Origin of the sequence: Kribbella sp. NBC_01245, from assembly GCF_036226525.1 — a bacterium.
Lineage (GTDB): Bacteria > Actinomycetota > Actinomycetes > Propionibacteriales > Kribbellaceae > Kribbella.
The window spans coordinates 5,178,331-5,194,980 of the sequence record NZ_CP108487.1 but is presented as its reverse complement, the minus strand read 5'-3'; the positions used below and the strand labels follow the sequence as shown (position 1 = coordinate 5,194,980).

Here is a 16,650-nt window from a genome sequence, read left to right as displayed (position 1 = left end):
GACGAGTCTGAGGCACGATGGGGGTAGGACGCCAGTCAAAGCCCAAACCTGGTGTCCAATCGTCTCTCCCCGTTCAGCTGGTGGAGTCACGCCTGGTGCCCTGGGTGCTCTTTCTCGCGCTGTTCTGGTTGCTGCTCGCGGGGATCGACGTACCGGCTCTGGCCATCGCGAAGTACGTCCTCTACTTCGGTTGTGCCGTGGCGTTGCCCGGGGTGTTGTTGCTCCGCGCGTTGTGGCGCAGCACCGGCAACTGGGCCGAGGACCTGGCTCTCGGCGCGACCGTCGGACTGACGTTCGAATTGGCCGGCTGGGCGTTGTTCACCGCGCTCGGCCTTGGTAGCTGGCTGATCGTCTGGCCGTTGTTGTTGCTGCTCTGTTTTGCCGCGATTCCGCCTTTGCAGCGGTATTGGCGAATCGCCGAACCCGATCCGTTGCCGTTGGTCTGGCACTGGGTGGTGGCGTTCAGCGCCGGCTTCGCCTGCACGGTGATCGCCGCGGCCACGATGGGCCCCAACGCCGTACCGCCTGCTGGTGACACGTACTACCAGGACCTGCTGTTCCACCTGTCGATGGTGCACGAGTTGATTCGGCAGGTGCCGCCGGAGACTCCGCAGGTGGCGGGCGTTCCGCTGAACTACCACTGGCTGCCGAACGCGCACCTGGCCGCGGCCGTCGACATCACCCAGTTGCCGCCGGAATTGGTGTTGTTCCGGTTGTGGATGCTGCCGATCGTGACCGTTGGTATCGTCACCTTCGCCGCGCTGGCCCGGTTGGTGAGCCGCGTCTGGTGGACCGGCCTGCTCGCGGCGTTGATGACCGCGGTGTCGGCGAATTTCGACATCTGGTCGGGCCGCAGCGGTATCTCCACCTCGGCCTTCGAGTTCCTGTCGCCGTCGCAGACCTTCGGCGTGGTGGTCGGAACGGCGGCCGCAGTGATGTTCCTGGTGGTGCTGTTCGAGCCGGGCGTACCGAAGCGGACGTGGATCCTGCTGACGGCGCTGGCGATTCTCGGTGGCGGCTCGAAACCGACGACCCTGCCGATCCTGATCGGTGGCACCGGCCTGCTCGGGTTGTTCGTTCTGATCAAGCTGCGGCGACTGCCGGCACGCGCGTTGCTCGCGTCGGGCGTCATCCTTTTCGCGGCGATCTTCACGATGCTGACCGTCGCGGGTAGCACCGGCGGTTCCAAGCTGCAGCTGTTCGCGATCGTGCGGTCGACCGCGGGCTACGTCACGCTGACCGGTGACCAGACGATGGCCGCGACCGGTGGCTGGATCCTGGACGCGTTGTCGTCGAGCGACGGTACGACGGTGCTGGCCGGCTGGGTGCTGGTGATCTGCCTGTTCCTCTCCCAACTCGCGCTGCTGGCCGGACTGGGCGTGCTCGCGACCCGGCGGACCCGGCAGGACCCGGTCGCCTGGTGGCTGGCCGGCTCGATGATCGCGGGCTGGCTCGGCATGCTGCTGCTCGACCATCCCGCTTCCAGCCAGGGGTACTTTCTGCGCAGCCTGGTGCCGTTCGCCGCCGCGGGTGCGGGGCTGCTGATGACCGAGGCGCTGCAAGGCCGGACCCGGCGCGAGATCGGCGGTCTCGTCGGTGTCGCGATCACCATCGGCCTGGCCTTGACCCTGCTGCCGCGACTCGTCGCGCCGGATCCGTCGATGGACCGGGACAAACAGATCGCGGCCGTGGCCCTACCCGAGCTCGCCTTCATCGCCTTGGTGTTGATGGTCATCTCGGCCTGGCTCATCCTCGGCGCACGCGTGCGCGGATTGCGTGGTCTGGGCCCGGCGCTGGTGGTGCTGACGCTGCTCGTCGGTTCCTGGCAGGGCGCGGTGAGCTACGGCCTCCACTTGTTCGGGACGTATCCGGCGGCGGCCACCCCGGTCAGCGAAAGCGAGAAGCTCGATCCCGCCGAGAAGGAAAGCCTGATCTGGCTGGAGCACAACACCGGACCGGCCGACGTCGTCCTGACCAACACGGCCTGCCGCCCGGCCCGGCGCCAACCGCCCGGCTGCGACGCCCGCGGCTATCTCGTCAGCGGCCTCGGCGGACGCCGTACGTTCCTCGAAGGCTGGGCGTACACCGAGCAAGCCCTCAAGCAGCACGGTATGGACGGCAAGCGCTATAACCTCCAACCCACGCCCTGGCCGGAGCGCCTCGACCTGACGGCCTCGGTCTACGCGGCACCAACCCGCGCGCTGCTCGACCGTCTCTACGAGTACGGCGTCCGCTGGATCTACGCCGACTCCCTCGCCGGCCCCATCTCCGCCGACCTGGCCAACCTGGCCCGCCCCCGCTTCGTCACCGGCCCGATCACCATCTACGAACTCCCACCACCCGCCTGACCGCACCCCTTCCGCCCGAAGGGGTGCGGCGTGCGGCGGCCACCCGGGACGTTGTTCTACCCGCAGGCCGGTTCGTGGGGGTGTTCCGTGAGGGCTGTGGCGAGTTGGTCGGCCAGGGCGACGGCGATGAGGCGTTGGCGGCGGTCGGGGCGGCTGATCCGGGTGGCGGCGACGAGTAGCAAACGGCCCTTACCCTGCAGGGGAATCTCGATCTCGGAGTGGATCGGCAGGCCGTCGCGCTCGACGTTGATGGCATGCCCGCCGCGGGTGATGGCGCCGTCATGGCCGAGAGTCGGATAGCCGCGGCTGCCGCCGGCGTCGTACCGGCAACTGTCGAGGCCGAGTACATCCGTGATCTGAGTGGTGACGTGTTCGATCAGGGCGTCGCCGGTCAGCCCGGTCTCACCCGCGGCCAGAATCCCTTCCAGGTAACCGGTTTGCCGACTGGCGCTGGCTTGTTGCCGTCGGCCCCAAAGCGCGATCTCGGTGACGGCCGCGCCGGTCAGCACCAGCAGTACGGCGGTCTCGATATCGGCTCGATCGTTGATCGTGAAGGCCTGGTACGGCCGGGTGAGGAAGAAGTCGAACCAAACGGCACTTGAGATCGCCGCGAGAATACCGGCCGGCCGTCGGCCGCTACTCGCGAATGCGACCACCACGAGCACGAGTATCAACGCCGCGTTGGTGTTCTCCACATCGTCTCGGAGCGGGATCAGTGCCGCGCAAACCGCCAAGGGGGCCAACAAGGCCGCAACGTTGATCACACCTCCATGGAGCACCCGAGAGGCCTTGCGAAACAAGACTTCTCACACGATCCAAACGTCAGCGCGTGAGTTCGTAGACGATGGCGGCTTCGTTGCGGAAGCGGATGGTGGCGAAGTTCTGGAGGTCGGGGGAGAGGCCGCCGCTGGCTACGTCGGCGTAGAGCCAGCGGACTTTGAGTTCGTTGCGGAGTTTGCCGACCACGGTTTCGTTGGGCTGGGCGAAGACCTGGTCGTTCACGTCGATCAGCGTCTGGTCCCAGAACGGCAGCAGGTTCGGGTTGGTGTGCATCCGGGCGGCTTCGGCGTTGATCCGGTTGGTGTAGGCCCAGCCTTCGACCAGCACCTGGCGTTCCGACAACGCGGCGATCCAGAAGTGCCGGGTATCGCAGTCGGTCGTGGTTTTGACGAGGCAGTGCGCGTTCGTCGCGACCAGGTCCTCGGTATCGCTGTGGTCGCGGATCCACCGGGCCGCGTCGGCCTGCGCGGTACTCGGGCCACCCCGGTTGGGTTTGCCGAAGAGTTCACCCGCGACACCCTGCGTCGTCGCGATCGACTGGACCGGAATGATGCACGCGGCCACCACGCCTGCTGCGGCCAAGGCGGTCGCGAAGACCGTGGTAACCCGTCCAGGCCGCTGCATCGACTTCCAGACCACGGTGACGACCAGTGCGCTCAGGAGCAGGGCCACCCCGGCGTACATCCAAGGAGTGGTGACGTCCGTCCGGGAGGCGGATGACGTTGCTACCAAGGCGATTACGCAGGCAAGCGTGCCCAACCCGGCTCCGGCGCCTGCGACGACGATGGCCCGTCGGTCGCCGATGCGTTGCACCAACTGGGCAAGCCCGACACAGGTCAGTACGGCGATCGCGGGGAAGGCCGTCCGCAGGAAGTACATCTGGCTGATCCCGGGCTGCGACGTGACCAGCATCGCCACCAGTCCACCAATGGACATCCCGGCGAGAAAGCCGATCCCCGGATCCTTCCAGAGCCTGCGGACGAACAAGAGCCCGAATCCGGCAACGGCCCATCCCAACAACGTGACCACCGTCGTGACCAACTGCGCGTGCCCATCGACGTCAGGCCCGGTCGTCTGACGCAAGGACGGGTACGGCGGCATCCGCGCGAACGCCTCGCCCAGGCGGAACTCCAGGCCCGACGACTGCCCGGCGAAGATCGCCACCACCGAACCCACGAAGAGCAGGACCATGGCGACAGCACCGATCAGCGCGGTTCGATCGCGCCTGCCGATCGCCAAGGCCGTCAACCAGGCCAGGCCGAATCCGCAGACCACCAGCGGCAATACCGTCGCTTTGGCGCCCGAGGCGGCCAGGGCCACTCCGAAGAGCAGCACCCACCTACCGGCATTCCGCTCGCGCCTTAAGAGGTCGACGGCGATCATGGCCAGCAGTACGGCGTACATGCCGCCGAGGTTTTGCGTTGGGCTCAGGTACGCCACGGTCGCCGTACTGAGACTGGCCAGGCCGATCTCCGACAGCGGCTGGATGGTGCCACCGATGCCCGCGGCCAGTACTGCAAGCGGGCCGGCCCAGCCGGAGCGCCGGACGAACCGGTCCGCCAGTGCGAAGGTGAGGGCGCATCCCGCCAGCATCAACGGCAGCCAGCCGATGGTGTAGATGAGGTGCGCGAGGTCGATCCCGGTCGCCCACGACGTTGCGGCCATGATCTGGTGGAAGAAGCTGTGGTACCTCATCGCTCCGCCTGAAACCCACAGAGCGGTCAGCGGTACGTCGTACTTCGCGCTGACGCCGAGAGCGTGGTGGAACGGCATATCCGGGTAGAACGCGTTCGGAGCGGTGTACGGCGGCGCGAACGCTGCAGGCCCGTGCTGGAACACCGCCAGCAATACAAGCGCAGTGGCCGCACTGAAAAGCCACGCGGTTACAGGCCGTACCGGCTCGTGGACTCGGGACCAGCAGGCATAACGGATATCGCGGTCTAGAAGACCTACAAGTAGTACCGGGATTGCCCAGACCCAGGACCACTTCTGAAGGCCTACCGATGCGCTGGCGAGGTAGACGATCAACTGGGCGGCAGTGCCGACTGCGAAGGCTGCGCCGAGATCCTCGATCAGGTTGCGCCGGTAGCGCCCGATGCCGCGCCAGATGACCAAACCCGGCAGAGTGACGCCGAAAATCAGGAAAACCAGGTACTTCGCGACAACGCCTGGTGGTGCGTGCGCCAGCAGTAGGGCGATGACCAGCCCAGCGAGGGGCAAGGCGGCCGCGAGATTGGCGGAAGCGCCAGCGGCGTGCCTGCCCCGTGCATGCATGCCGTCAGGCTATCGGGTCAGTGAGTGACGACTCGCCGTAATAGGCTCAAGGCATGAGCGTCGCGCTACCCCCGATCCCGTTCACCAAGGCCTACCTGGCCGGTGACGAGCTGTCCTATCTGACCGAGTCTTTCTCCGGCCCGGCAGTCGTCGGTGACGGGCCTTACACGGCCCGGGCGAGCGAGCTCATCACCAAGATCACCGGCGGCCTCGGTTCGCTGCTGACCACCTCGTGCACGCACGCGCTGGAGATGACCGCGCTGCTGCTGGACCTGGAGCCCGGCGACGAGGTGATCATGCCGTCGTTCACCTTCGTCTCGACGGCGAACGCCTATGCCCTGCGCGGCGCGATCCCGGTTTTCGTGGACATCCGGCCCGACACGCTGAACCTGGACGAGACCCAGCTCGAGGCGGCCATCACCGACCGGACCAAGGCGGTCGTGGTGGTGCACTACGGCGGCGTCGCCTGCGCGATGGACGAGATCAGCGCGATCGCGCGCAAGCACGGACTGGCCGTGATCGAGGACAACGCGCACGGCTTCGGCGGGTCGTACGACGGCCGTCCGCTCGGTTCGCTCGGGCTGATGGCCACCCAGTCCTGGCACGGTACGAAGAACATCCACTGCGGTGAGGGCGGCGCCCTGATCGTGAACGACGCCGAGCTGCTCGCCCGCGCCGAGATCATCCGCGAGAAGGGCACCAACCGCAGCCAGTTCTTCCGTGGTCAGGTGGACAAGTACCGCTGGGTCGACATCGGCTCGAGCTATCTGCCGGCCGACCCGCTGGCCGCGTTCCTGACCGCCCAGCTGGAGCGGTTCGACGAGATCCAGGCACCCCGTCTCGCGGCCTGGCAGCGGTACGACGAGGCGCTGACCGGCTGGGCCGCGGCGAACGGCGTGTCGACGCCGACCATCCCGGCGGGTTGCGTCCACCCGGCCCACGTCTACTACCTGGTGTTGCCGTCGCACGAGCACCAGCTCGGGTTGATCGCGCACTTGAAGGCCCGCAAGATCACCGCGCCCTTCCACTACGTGCCGCTGCACTCGTCCCCGGCGGGCGAGCGGTTCGGCCGGGTGGGCCCGCAGGGTTGTGCCGTGACCGATCGGGTCAGCGAGTCGCTCGTCCGGTTGCCGCTGTTCACCCAGCTGACCGCCGAGGAGCAGGCCCGCGTCATCGACGGCGTGCTCTCCTACCCGGTCTGATGGGCTGGTTCGAGGCCGTCGAGGCCGGGGAAATGCTGGTGGCCACTTCGCCGTATGAGACCGGCCGTTTCGGTGTCTCCGTCGACCGGGTCACCGTTTCCGCCGCAGCCGGTACGGCGCTGCCGGAGGTCCTCGGGGCGGTCAAGTCGTCCCAGGCCGATGTGGTGGTGCTGCGCTACCCGGCGCGAGAGGTCGCGTGGTTCGCGGAGCTGGCGGCGCTGCCGGAGCGACGCGCCATCCTGGCCGACAGCCTCGTCTACTGGCGACTGGCCGTGGGTGCCGGCAACAGGCCCGAGCCGTTGTCCGGTTTTCGTGCGGGCGTCGAACGCGAGATCGACGACGTACTGGTGGATGACCTGGTCGGCGACATCTTCGGCGACTACGGCAATCACTACTGCGCGAATCCGTTGTTCGATCGTGCGGCCGCGTTGGCCGGCTACCAGGAGTGGGCGCGGCGCAGTATCGCGACCGCCGGTGCTGTCACGTTGCGCGGGCCTGATCATCGTGTGCTCGGCCTGGCCACTGTCGATCACCAGCCACCGGTGACCGAGATCGAGCTCGCCGGAGTGGTCCCGTCCGAGCAAGGCCGAGGGCGCTACGGACATCTGCTCGCGGCTCTAGAGGATGCTGCCGCAACAGCCGGATCCACCCGTTTGGTGATCTCCACCCAAGGTCATAACACCGGCGTGCAACGGGCCTGGGCACGCTATGGCTTCGAGCCTGTGCACACCCTCTTGACAGTGCACTTGATGACCGTCTAGCCGTGTTAGCCTGCTTTTCGTGTCCCGGCGCAGGACACGAGCTCATTACCAGTACTCGGGGGAATTCGCATGCCCGCCGTGTCTTTGCCCGGTCGGCACACTAGGAGGACGAAGTCGTGACGCCGCGGTTGAGCGTTGTCGTTCCGTTCTTCAACGTCGAGGACTACATCTACGACTGTCTGGACTCGATCGCCCGCCAGACCTATACCGACTTCGAGGCCATCCTGGTCGACGACGGTTCGCAGGACGGCAGCTCGGCGATCGCCAAGGAGTTCTGCGAGACCGATTCGCGATTCCGCGTGGTGCTGCAGGAGAACCAGGGTCTCGGCCCGGCCCGCAACACCGGCGTGCGCAACGCGAGCGGGGAGTTCCTCACCTTCGTCGACAGCGATGACCTGGTCACCCGGCACGCGTACGAGAAGATGGTGCAGACCCTCGACGAGTCGGGTTCGTCGTTCGTCGGCGGCAACGCGCGTCGCTTCAACAACAGCTCCGGCGTGCGGCAGTCCTGGGTGCAGCGGCTGCCCTTCGCGAAGAACCAGACCGCCACGCACGTCTCCGAATTCCCCGCGCTGATCCTCGACCGGATGGCGTGGAACAAGGTCTATCGCCGGTCCTTCTGGGACGAGTACGGCTACGAGTTCCCCGCCATTCGGTATGAGGACTACCCGGTCACGCTGAAGGCCCATCTGGACGCGCTCACCGTCGACTGCATCGCCGCGCCCGTCTACTACTGGCGCGAGCGCGAGTCCGGCGAATCGATCACGCAGCAGAAGTTCAAGTACTCGAACCTGCTCGACCGGGTCAACTCGGCCGAGATGGTGATCGACCTGATGGACGAGCGGGTGCCCGAGTTGCGCCTGCATCTGCACCGCCATCTGCAGCACATCGACCTGGTCGCGCTGATGCAGGCCTTCGGCTCCGCGCCGGATGAGGACCTCCAGACGCTGGTCGAGCTCGGTCAGCGGTTCGTCCGCCGGCTCGACGACGAGGTGCTGACGAACGCGCCGGTCTTCGAGCAGTTGCAGATCCGGGCGTTGCAGTCGGCCGATATCGAGATGCTGCAGGCGTTCGCGCAGTTCCGGATCGACGGTGGCCTGCACGACGGCGGCCGGGCGGCGCATCGGCCCGGCCGACCCTGGCAGTTCGAATTCCAGTACCCGGGTCTCCGCAAGCGCTCGCTGCCGCGCAGCCTCTACCGGGTGCCGCCCGCGGAGATCACGCTGTCGACGAGCGTGACCGAGGTCGAGTGGCAGGACACGACGCTGGTCGTCCGCGGGTCGGCCCAGATCCGGCACCTGCGGCTCCAGCCGGGCTCGCAGCTGAAAATCTGGATGACCGTCGGCAATAACGATCACCCGGTGCCGGTCGAGCGGTTCGAGACCCTCGACTCGCTCGGCGAGAAGAACCTGGTCGGCTACGAGTTCAAGGTCAGCCCGGAGTTGCTGGCCAAGTTGCCGGTGTCCGGTGCGCCGGTGACGTTCATAGTCGAGCTGCGCTCCGGCCGGCTCGTCCGCTCGGGCGAATTGGGCGGCCAGCGAGCCGGTAGTGCCAGCTGGTCACCGGGTCAGTGGGTCGGCGGCGGCTGGATCCAGCCCGCGCCCGGCGCCAAGGGCTTCTTCACGATCAAGCGGGTGGCCAACCCGAGTTGCCTGACCTCGGCGAAGGTCGACGGCGATGACCTGGTCGTCACCGGTTCGCTGCCGCCGGGCGTCGAGGACCCCAAGCTGAGCCTGACCCGCACGTTGTCCGGCGAAGACCTCGAGCTCGACGTCGACGTACTGTCCAGCGATGCGAAGGGCGCCGAGTTCGCCGCCCGGATCCCGCTGGCCCCGATCGTCGACGACGCGAACCCGGATGACCCGTTCACCCAGCGGACCTCGCGCGGCGTGAAGATCGGCCCGAGTGGTGCGCCCGCGCTGCTGCTCTGGACCGGGCCCGAGCAGGCCGTCACCACTGTCTACCGGGATCGCCTGGTGATTCTGACCAGGTCCCCGGGCAACTTCATCAACCTGCACGAGTCGCCGATTCGGCTGGTGGCCGATGCCGTCGATCGTCCGTCGGCGGACGAACTGGTGGTCTCGGGTCCGCTCGACGCGCCAGAGGCCTTCACCTGGCGGCGGTTCCTCGAGGACTCCGACGATCACGTCGACATCCCGTGCCGGCTGAATGCCGCAGACGGGCGCTGGTCCGCCGGGGTGGATCTGGGCGACCTGATCCCGGACGAGGCCGTGCGGTCCACGATCGACCCCCTGGCGAACCTGGCGGAGTGGATCCTCTTCGCCGTGATGGCCGACGGCAGCGCGCACGCAGTGCAGAGCGAGGCCTTCCTGACCAGCCGGTTGCCGCTGCGGATCGACCACTCGGGGCACGAACTCGTGCTCGGGCCGAGAGCCGGCACGCTGCATTTGGAGGTGCGCTGAATGCATCCCCAGAACCACCTCTCCGGGCACGCCCAGATCCTCGCGCGTTATGCCGGGCTGAGCGAGATTCATCCGCCGCGGATCCGTGGCCGGTTGCAGTTCGACTGGGCCGACCTCGGGCCGGATGAGCCGCACGACTGGCACTTCGTCTGGAGCGGCGCGGCCCGTCGGCGCGGGCTGGCCATGGGCAGGCGGCACCAGTTCGTCATCGGCGCCCCCTGGCTGTACCTGATGGACGTACAGAAGGCGGAACCGGTGCAGCGGGTCGGCACCTTGTGGTTCCCGGAGGGGGATCCGGAGAAGCTGATTCCCGAGATCCGTGCGACCGAGTCCGGCCCGGTGACGATCTCCCTGGATCCGTCTACGCCCGCCGGCGTGCGAGCGGCTTACAAGCAGGCCGGTTTCACGTTGATCGACCGCCGCTGGAGCTTCGACGAATCGGTGGATTACGACCGCCTCGGTGGCGGTCCGTTGCCGTCGCTGCTGATCGCGATGCGGCGACACCAACGGGTCGCTTCCGACCAAATGGGTACCCCGATCCTGTACGGCATTGCCGCCGGTTGCGAGCCTGCTGTGTACGGCGGCTCGTCGTCGGGGTCCTCGCCCTTGGACGGGGCTCAGATCGATCCGGCGGTCGCCCGGGAGATCGCCGATCACGAGCTGGGTCGCGCCTCGATGGTGCCACCCGGTGAGCTGCGCAGGTTGTTCGATTGGAGAGAGCGTGTCTGAGATCCACCCGGCCCCCGCCGACGGCGTGGCCGTCCAGGGACCGGTCCTGCGGGCACTACTGGACGACGTACTGCCGTCCGGTTCGCGCGTACTGGTCCTCGGCCCCCACGGCTCCGACGTCCTCAACCTGGTCTCGGCCCGCGCCGCCGCGGTCACCATCCTGAACGACCTGCCGGCCGCTGCCACCACCGACGACGACACCCGGTACGACGTGCTGCTCGCTGCAGGCGGTCTGGACCTCGGCTCTTCGGTCGACGGTTGGGCCGAGCGGCTGGAGGCTCTCGCACATCTCGCGGCGCCTGGTGCGGTCGTCGTGCTCGGCCTGCCGAATGAGTTCGTCCTGAGCGGTCTACTCGACAGCAAGTCCTCTACTTGGCCACAGCCCGGTACGGCGGCGGCCCTGGCGTACGACGACAGCCGTCCGGCCTCCGCTACCGACCTTGCGGCCGAGCTGAACCGGGTCGGCCTGCCGGCTTCCCGCGTGTTCGCCGCCGCGTCCTCGGGCGATGAGCCGCGCGCCCTGATCGACACCACCGTCGCGAACGCAACCCGCCCGGGCCGGTTCGCCGCGCGCATCGCCGTACAGGCTCTCGAAGCCGCGTCCTCCGGCGCCGAGCTGCTCGCGCCGTTGGCCGACGCCGCGGATGCCGCAGCGCAGGCTGGGTTGTTGAGTTCGACCTTGTCCGGATGGCTGGCGGTCTCGGGTCCGACGGGTGGGCGGTCGGTCTACACGCGCATTCCCGGGCACGACACGGTGCTGGCGGCTGACCGCTCGCGCACCGCCGAGGACGCTTGGGATGTGCGAGTCACCGCTGGTTCGGCCGAGGACGACCCGTCGGCGCCGGCGGCGTTCACGCCGAGCGCCATTCCGGCCGTCATTCCGGACGCGGTCTCGGTCGAGCACACGCTGATCCGGCTGGCCGCCGCCGAGGACGTGCCGGCCTTCCGTACCGTCGCCGCCTCGCTCGGCGCTTGGGCCCGCGCGGAGTACGCCGCCACCAAGCCGACCCCCGAGCGCCTCCCGTTCTGGACCTGGGACGAGCTCGTTGCCGATGGTGCCGGGTTCGTGCCGGGGATCGCGCCCTGGCGGACGACCAAGTCGGAGTCCGTCGAGGACCTACTGGCCGCGGCCTGGTTCCGCTTCCACAACCGCCTGGTCGCCGGCCACCGCCACCACCCTTGGCCCGCCTGGACCCGGGGCGACGACCTGGTCTCGACCTGGCTCGACATGTCCGGCGTCGAGGTCACGCCCGCGTTGCTGGCCCGCGGACGCGAACTGGCCGACGCGATCGCCTGCACCGCGACGGGCGATCCAGACCTACGATCGGCCCTGCTGGCGGCCGACGAGGCGCGTCAGGAGGCCACCGAGCTGGCGGCCCACATCGGCAGTCTCGAGCAGGCCCTCGCCTACCGCGATCGCCAGCTGCTCGTCCGCGAGAACCGCATCCGCCGCCTCCGCGCCGAGCTCCAGACCGCCGCCGCCGAGCGCGACGAGGTCAGCGCCGAAAAGGCCCGCCTGCGCCAATCCCGCACCTACCAGGTCGCCAACCAACTACGCCGCGCCACCCTGCTGACCCGCCCCAGCAAACTAGCCGCCGCCCTCCGCAACCGCATCCGCTGACCCCAGCCCAACACACGCGCGGCTTTAGCGCACACCCGCCAACGGACGCGCCGGCCCCGCCCACCACCAACGGACGCGCCGGCCGCGCCCACCACCAACGGACGCGCTGGGCCGCGCACACCGCCAACGGACGCGCTGGGCCGCGCACACCGCCAACGGACGCGCTGGGCCGCGCACACCGCCAACGGACGCGCTGGGCCGCGCACACCGCCAACGGACGCGCTGGGCCGCGCACACCGCCAACGGACGCGCTGGGCCGCGCACACCGCCAACGGACGCGCTGGGCCGCGCACACCGCCAACGGACGCGCTGGGCCGCGCACACCGCCAACGGACGCGCTGGGCCGCGCACACCGCCAACGGACGCGCTGGGCCGCGCACACCGCCAACGGACGCGCCGGGTCACGCACACCGCCAACGGACGCGCCGGCCCCGCCCGCAGATCGGCCGCCGCCCTCTGCCGCCTCCCGCCGCCTTGCCCCGCCCGGACTACCTGCCCTATTCCGAGGGTCGACCCTCGGAATGGGGAGTCGACCCTCCAAATTTGGCGTGTCCACCTCCCATTCCGGATGTCGACCCTCGGAATAGGGCCGCTGGAGTTATCCGGCTCTCCGGTCGCATCTGTGGGTTCCGGCTGCGCACCTCTTGCCGCCGGCCGCAGGCGAAGCGCCGCCACTGGCTCCGCGCCCGACCTACCGCGTAACCCCACTTCCAGCGCAAACACCCCGCCTCGCTCGCCTCGGCACGGCATGCCTGCGCGGCAAGACCGACCCCCGCGGGGTTATTCGCGCGGCAACACCCGGTCCGCTGCGGCGAGTCCGCGCAGGTAACTCGGTCACCGTAGGAGTCGCTCGGGTCTTCCCGACGTGCCGCGCGCACTTGCCGTACGGGCGGTTCATACCGCGCAGGCACGCCGTGCCGAGGCGATCGCGGCGGCGTGTTTGCGCTGGAAGTGGCGCCCGTACGGCGAGTTCGCGCGGGTAGTCGGGGTGCGCGGCGAGTCCGCGCGGCAGGTTGCAGCGGCACCAGGCAGTGGAGCTGCTGGCATCTGGGGATACCCCTTCCGCGAGTGGTCGCGTCATGACCTGACCACTCGCGGAAAGGTTATCCACAGGAGGCGCATTTCGCGTCCAATCGGCGTTGGCGGTGTTGGTGACCCACACATGCGGCAGGAGAGCCGGTTATCCCCAAATTCGTCAGCGGCCGGTTCTTTCGTCCGGTTTGCTGGTAGGGGCGCCGGCGTGAGCGCGTTCGCGGGGTTAGGCGGGGCGGCGGGCTACTAGGAGTTGGTGGGTGGTCGGCCAGGGGAGCGGGGAGGCGTTCAGGGGGTTGGCGATGGCGGCGACTGGGGCGATGCGGTTGTCGATGATCCAGTCGTTGCGCCAGGCCGTCGATGCCGGGTCGATGGTGAAGCCCGCGGTCCGGGCTACGTCGCACCAGGCGTCGAAGGTGAGACCGCAGAACTGCTCGTGCGTCTCGGACAGCCAGTTGTCGACGTAATCCTTGCGAGTGAGGAAGTCCATCGCATCGGCCAAACGCAATACGAAGGACCCGTCGGGCCGCTCGGAGTAGGCGAACGGTACGTCGGCGTTGCGGCGGAAATCCCGGGCGAACTGGACGAATCGCGCCCGCGTCGACAGCCGGCCCACCACGTCGGCCGCGGCGGGCCCGGTCATCCCGGTCAGGTCGGCGGTTTCGGCCGGGTTGGACCCGTCGCTGTCGTCGAGGGTGAGCGCGACCTTGCGGTCCGGCTCCGACGGCCCGCAGACGTCCGAGTTGATCCAGACCCCGTTCGGCGCGGTGTGCGCGAACAGACCCGCGGCGAACCGTGCCACTGTCGCCGGGCGGGACTCCGCGGCGTACGACCAGATCTCGTGGGTGAGTGCGAGCGTCAGGGTGGTGTCGATCGAGCGCGGGCTGAAGACGGTCGAGCCGAGCATGTTGCGCTGGTAGAAGAAGACGTTCGGGTTGGTGAAGAGGCCCTGGGCCTTCTTGTGCTCGCACTCGGCGAACAGATGCCGGGCCACCTCGACGCCGATCAGGTCCGACTCGTGGAACCGCGGATCCCGATCGACCAGCTCCAGCGTCGCACCGGTCGCACAACCGATATCGAGAATGCGCCCAGGGCGGACGAAGTCCTTGATCTGCAGCCATTTCCGGTCGGCCGCGGTCTCGAAGGCTTCGGCGTACGTCTTGTAATCGCGCGTGGTGGTGAGACCGCCGTCATCGCCGACGACCGGGTCATTGACGCAGGCAACGATCTGCAGGTCCAGTCGGTAGCGGTCGAAGACGTCCACCGTGGCGGGATGGGCCTCCTCGCGCCACTCGTTGTTGCCTGAGGCAACCATGAGCAGAATATCCCAAGGACGCAAGGGCTTCTGGGCCGAGTCCAGCTCGATGCCGACGACCTCGAAGCCGAGCTTCTCGTACAGCGCGGACACTTCGGGTGTCGAGCAGGCCACCAAGGTGTCGGCCGGTGAAGGCGTGATCCGATCGTCGGTGCCCGCGGTCACAGCCTTGACCGTGACCTCGGCGAAGTCCTCGGTCGGCGGCGTGTCCACCACCGGAATCACCAGCGAGGGCACGTCCTCCAGCACGCTGAACCGCTCGATCGCGGCCTCGCGCCGGTTGAACGGCACCGGGTTTCGCTTGGTGGTGTGGTGGTTCGCCGAGGTGACGGCCCAGATCACCATCGCGTCGGGGGTCAGCCGGGTGGCCAACTGCTCACGCAGGTACGACGCCTGGAACCTGGTCAGCACGTGGTGCCGGCCAGGGAACAGCAGGTAGCGGTAGTCGCTCACGCGGGCGGCGTCTGCTCGTTGTCCTGGGTGATGTCGGGATGCGCGTCGACATCGGTCCGCTGGCGGATCACGTACGTGGGGCGGCCCATCGAGTCCGAGTGCAGGCGGCCGACGTACTCACCGAGCACACCGATGGCCAGCATCTGCGCCCCGGAGAACAGCGCGACCATCGAGGCGATCGTGGTGAACCCGGCGACCGTGGTGGCGCCCGAGGCGAACTTGTAGATGATCACGCCGAACAGCACGACACCGAGCAGCGCGCAGAGGAATCCGAGATATCCGACCAGCCGCAGCGGCTTGGTGGAATAGCCCATCAGCATGTTGATCGCGTGCTTGGACAACATCGCGAAGTTGTAGTTCGACTTGCCCTCGGTGCGGTCCTCGAGCCGGACCTTCGTCTCGGTGATCTTGGTGGTCGACCACGACAGTGCCACGTCGACCGAGGCGTGCGGCCCGTCCAGACCGTCGAACCCGTCGCGCAGGAAGGTCCGGAACGCACGGAACGCGCCGATCGACTTCGCGCTCGGGATGTCCAGAGCGGTCGCCATCCCGGCCTTGACCGTCCGGGAGAGCAGGCTGCGCAGGAACGCGTGCTCCTCCTCCTCGGGCACGCCGTAGACCAGGTCGACGTCGTCGGTCAGCGCCTTCAGCAGCAGCGGGACCTGGTCCGGCGGGTGCTGCAGGTCGTCGTCCATCGTGACGACCACCTCGTACAGCGCGGAGCGGACGCCGGCGATCAGGGCGTTGTGCTGGCCGTAGTTCCGGGCGAGGCGCAGGGCGCGGACCTCGGGGTACTTCTCGGCGAGCTCACTGGCGACCTGCCAGGTGTTGTCGGGACTGCCGTCGACGACCAGCACGATCTCGAAACGGCTGGTGCATTCCGGCAGGATCTGCTCGAGCCCCTCGACAAGACGCGGCAAGGTGGCTGCCGAGCGGTAACATGGCACGACGACGGAGACAAGCACTGCTGACCCTTCCGGGGTGGCGTAGGCCTGGGAAGACGGGGACGTGCCGAGTATCCCACCGACACGAACCAGTTCCGTCGAGGACCCGAGGGGATTAGTCATTTCAGTGAGCGAGCTGGGCGCCAAGGTCATCGGTGATCACCGCGTCCGTTATCTGTTTGTCGGGGCCGGGACAAATGTCTTGTACTTCGGTCTGTTCTGGCTTGGCTGGCACCTGCTCGAAGGCACGGTGTCCTACCTCGTGGTGACGGCGGCCACCAACCTGTCGACAGCGCTGATCGTCTACCCGGTCTACCGGACGTTCGTGTTCGGCCGATCGGACCAGACGTGGCTGCGGGGGTTCTGGAAGTTCTACACGGTCTATCTGGTGGGTCTGGTGACCGCGTTGGTGGGCTTGCCATTCCTGATCGAGGTGGTCGGAGTGCCGGTGCTGCTGGCAACCCTCATCATGCTGGCCATCCAGCCTGTGGTGTCTTACCTCTTGCACAGGTTCTGGACCTTCGCCTAGCTGCTCGCGGAATGTACTCACACTATGTTGATGCACTCGCCGACCACAGAGTTGCTCCAGGGCCCCAAATCGCCCTTATCGTGACCGGATGGCAACCCAGGGCTAGTAGTGGCCCGTGTCCGGAGTTGCTTGGCGCTTGCGGCGCCCAGGCACGCACCTCGCGGCACTGGAGAACCATCCACGATGCTCCGCATCGAGGACGCTCCTCCAGCACCGCGATGCACGCACCTGAACACCGC

At 68.0% G+C, this 16,650-nt stretch carries 11 protein-coding genes; 7 read left to right on the top strand and 4 right to left on the bottom strand.

What is annotated here, in order from left to right:
- The first annotated feature begins 80 nt into the window (after positions 1 to 80).
- Positions 81 to 2,348: a hypothetical protein gene (locus OG394_RS23365; protein WP_328989172.1), complete on the top strand. Its 2,268-nt coding sequence runs from the start codon at positions 81 to 83 to the stop codon at positions 2,346 to 2,348.
- Positions 2,349 to 2,404: 56 nt separating this feature from the next.
- Here the strand turns inward: OG394_RS23365 and OG394_RS23360 are convergent, their stop codons facing one another.
- Both OG394_RS23360 and OG394_RS23355 read right to left on the bottom strand, forming a co-directional pair.
- The gene (locus OG394_RS23360; RefSeq protein WP_328989171.1) at positions 2,405 to 3,112 is read right to left on the bottom strand and encodes a DUF4118 domain-containing protein; all 708 of its coding nucleotides are present in this window, start codon (positions 3,110 to 3,112) and stop codon (positions 2,405 to 2,407) included.
- Positions 3,113 to 3,170: 58 nt separating this feature from the next.
- Positions 3,171 to 5,402 carry a hypothetical protein gene (locus OG394_RS23355; RefSeq protein ID WP_328989170.1) on the bottom strand — a complete coding sequence of 744 codons (2,232 nt, stop codon included), beginning with the start codon at positions 5,400 to 5,402 and terminating at the stop codon, positions 3,171 to 3,173.
- A 53-nt stretch (positions 5,403 to 5,455) separates the two neighbouring features.
- On the opposite strand from OG394_RS23355, the gene rffA reads away from it, so the two are divergent.
- From rffA to OG394_RS23330, 5 genes are all read left to right on the top strand, one after another.
- Positions 5,456 to 6,604: a dTDP-4-amino-4,6-dideoxygalactose transaminase gene (gene rffA / locus OG394_RS23350; protein ID WP_328989169.1), complete on the top strand. Its 1,149-nt coding sequence runs from the start codon at positions 5,456 to 5,458 to the stop codon at positions 6,602 to 6,604.
- Entirely contained in the window at positions 6,604 to 7,365 is a 762-nt protein-coding gene (locus tag OG394_RS23345; protein WP_328989168.1) for a GNAT family N-acetyltransferase, read from the top strand. The genes rffA and OG394_RS23345 overlap by 1 nt, the downstream gene beginning before the upstream one ends.
- Positions 7,366 to 7,481: 116 nt before the next feature.
- The gene (locus OG394_RS23340; RefSeq protein ID WP_328989167.1) at positions 7,482 to 9,788 is read left to right on the top strand and encodes a glycosyltransferase family 2 protein; all 2,307 of its coding nucleotides are present in this window, start codon (positions 7,482 to 7,484) and stop codon (positions 9,786 to 9,788) included.
- The gene (locus OG394_RS23335; protein ID WP_328989166.1) at positions 9,789 to 10,517 is read left to right on the top strand and encodes a hypothetical protein; all 729 of its coding nucleotides are present in this window, start codon (positions 9,789 to 9,791) and stop codon (positions 10,515 to 10,517) included.
- Entirely contained in the window at positions 10,510 to 12,138 is a 1,629-nt protein-coding gene (locus OG394_RS23330) for a hypothetical protein (protein ID WP_328989165.1), read from the top strand. The genes OG394_RS23335 and OG394_RS23330 overlap by 8 nt, the downstream gene beginning before the upstream one ends.
- A 1,258-nt stretch (positions 12,139 to 13,396) precedes the next feature.
- On the opposite strand, the gene OG394_RS23325 is transcribed toward OG394_RS23330, so the two are convergent.
- Together OG394_RS23325 and OG394_RS23320 are read right to left on the bottom strand one after the other, a co-directional pair.
- On the bottom strand, positions 13,397 to 14,938 hold the full coding sequence (locus OG394_RS23325) for a class I SAM-dependent methyltransferase (protein ID WP_328989164.1): 1,542 nt from the start codon (positions 14,936 to 14,938) through the stop codon (positions 13,397 to 13,399).
- A complete protein-coding gene (locus OG394_RS23320; protein ID WP_328989163.1) occupies positions 14,935 to 15,885 on the bottom strand; it encodes a glycosyltransferase family 2 protein in 951 nt (316 codons plus the stop codon). The genes OG394_RS23325 and OG394_RS23320 overlap by 4 nt, the downstream gene beginning before the upstream one ends.
- Before the next feature lie 124 nt (positions 15,886 to 16,009).
- Between OG394_RS23320 and OG394_RS23315 the strand changes: the two genes are divergently transcribed.
- Positions 16,010 to 16,411, top strand: coding sequence for a GtrA family protein (locus tag OG394_RS23315; protein WP_328989162.1), 402 nt, complete (start codon positions 16,010 to 16,012; stop codon positions 16,409 to 16,411).
- Positions 16,412 to 16,650 lie beyond the last annotated feature (239 nt).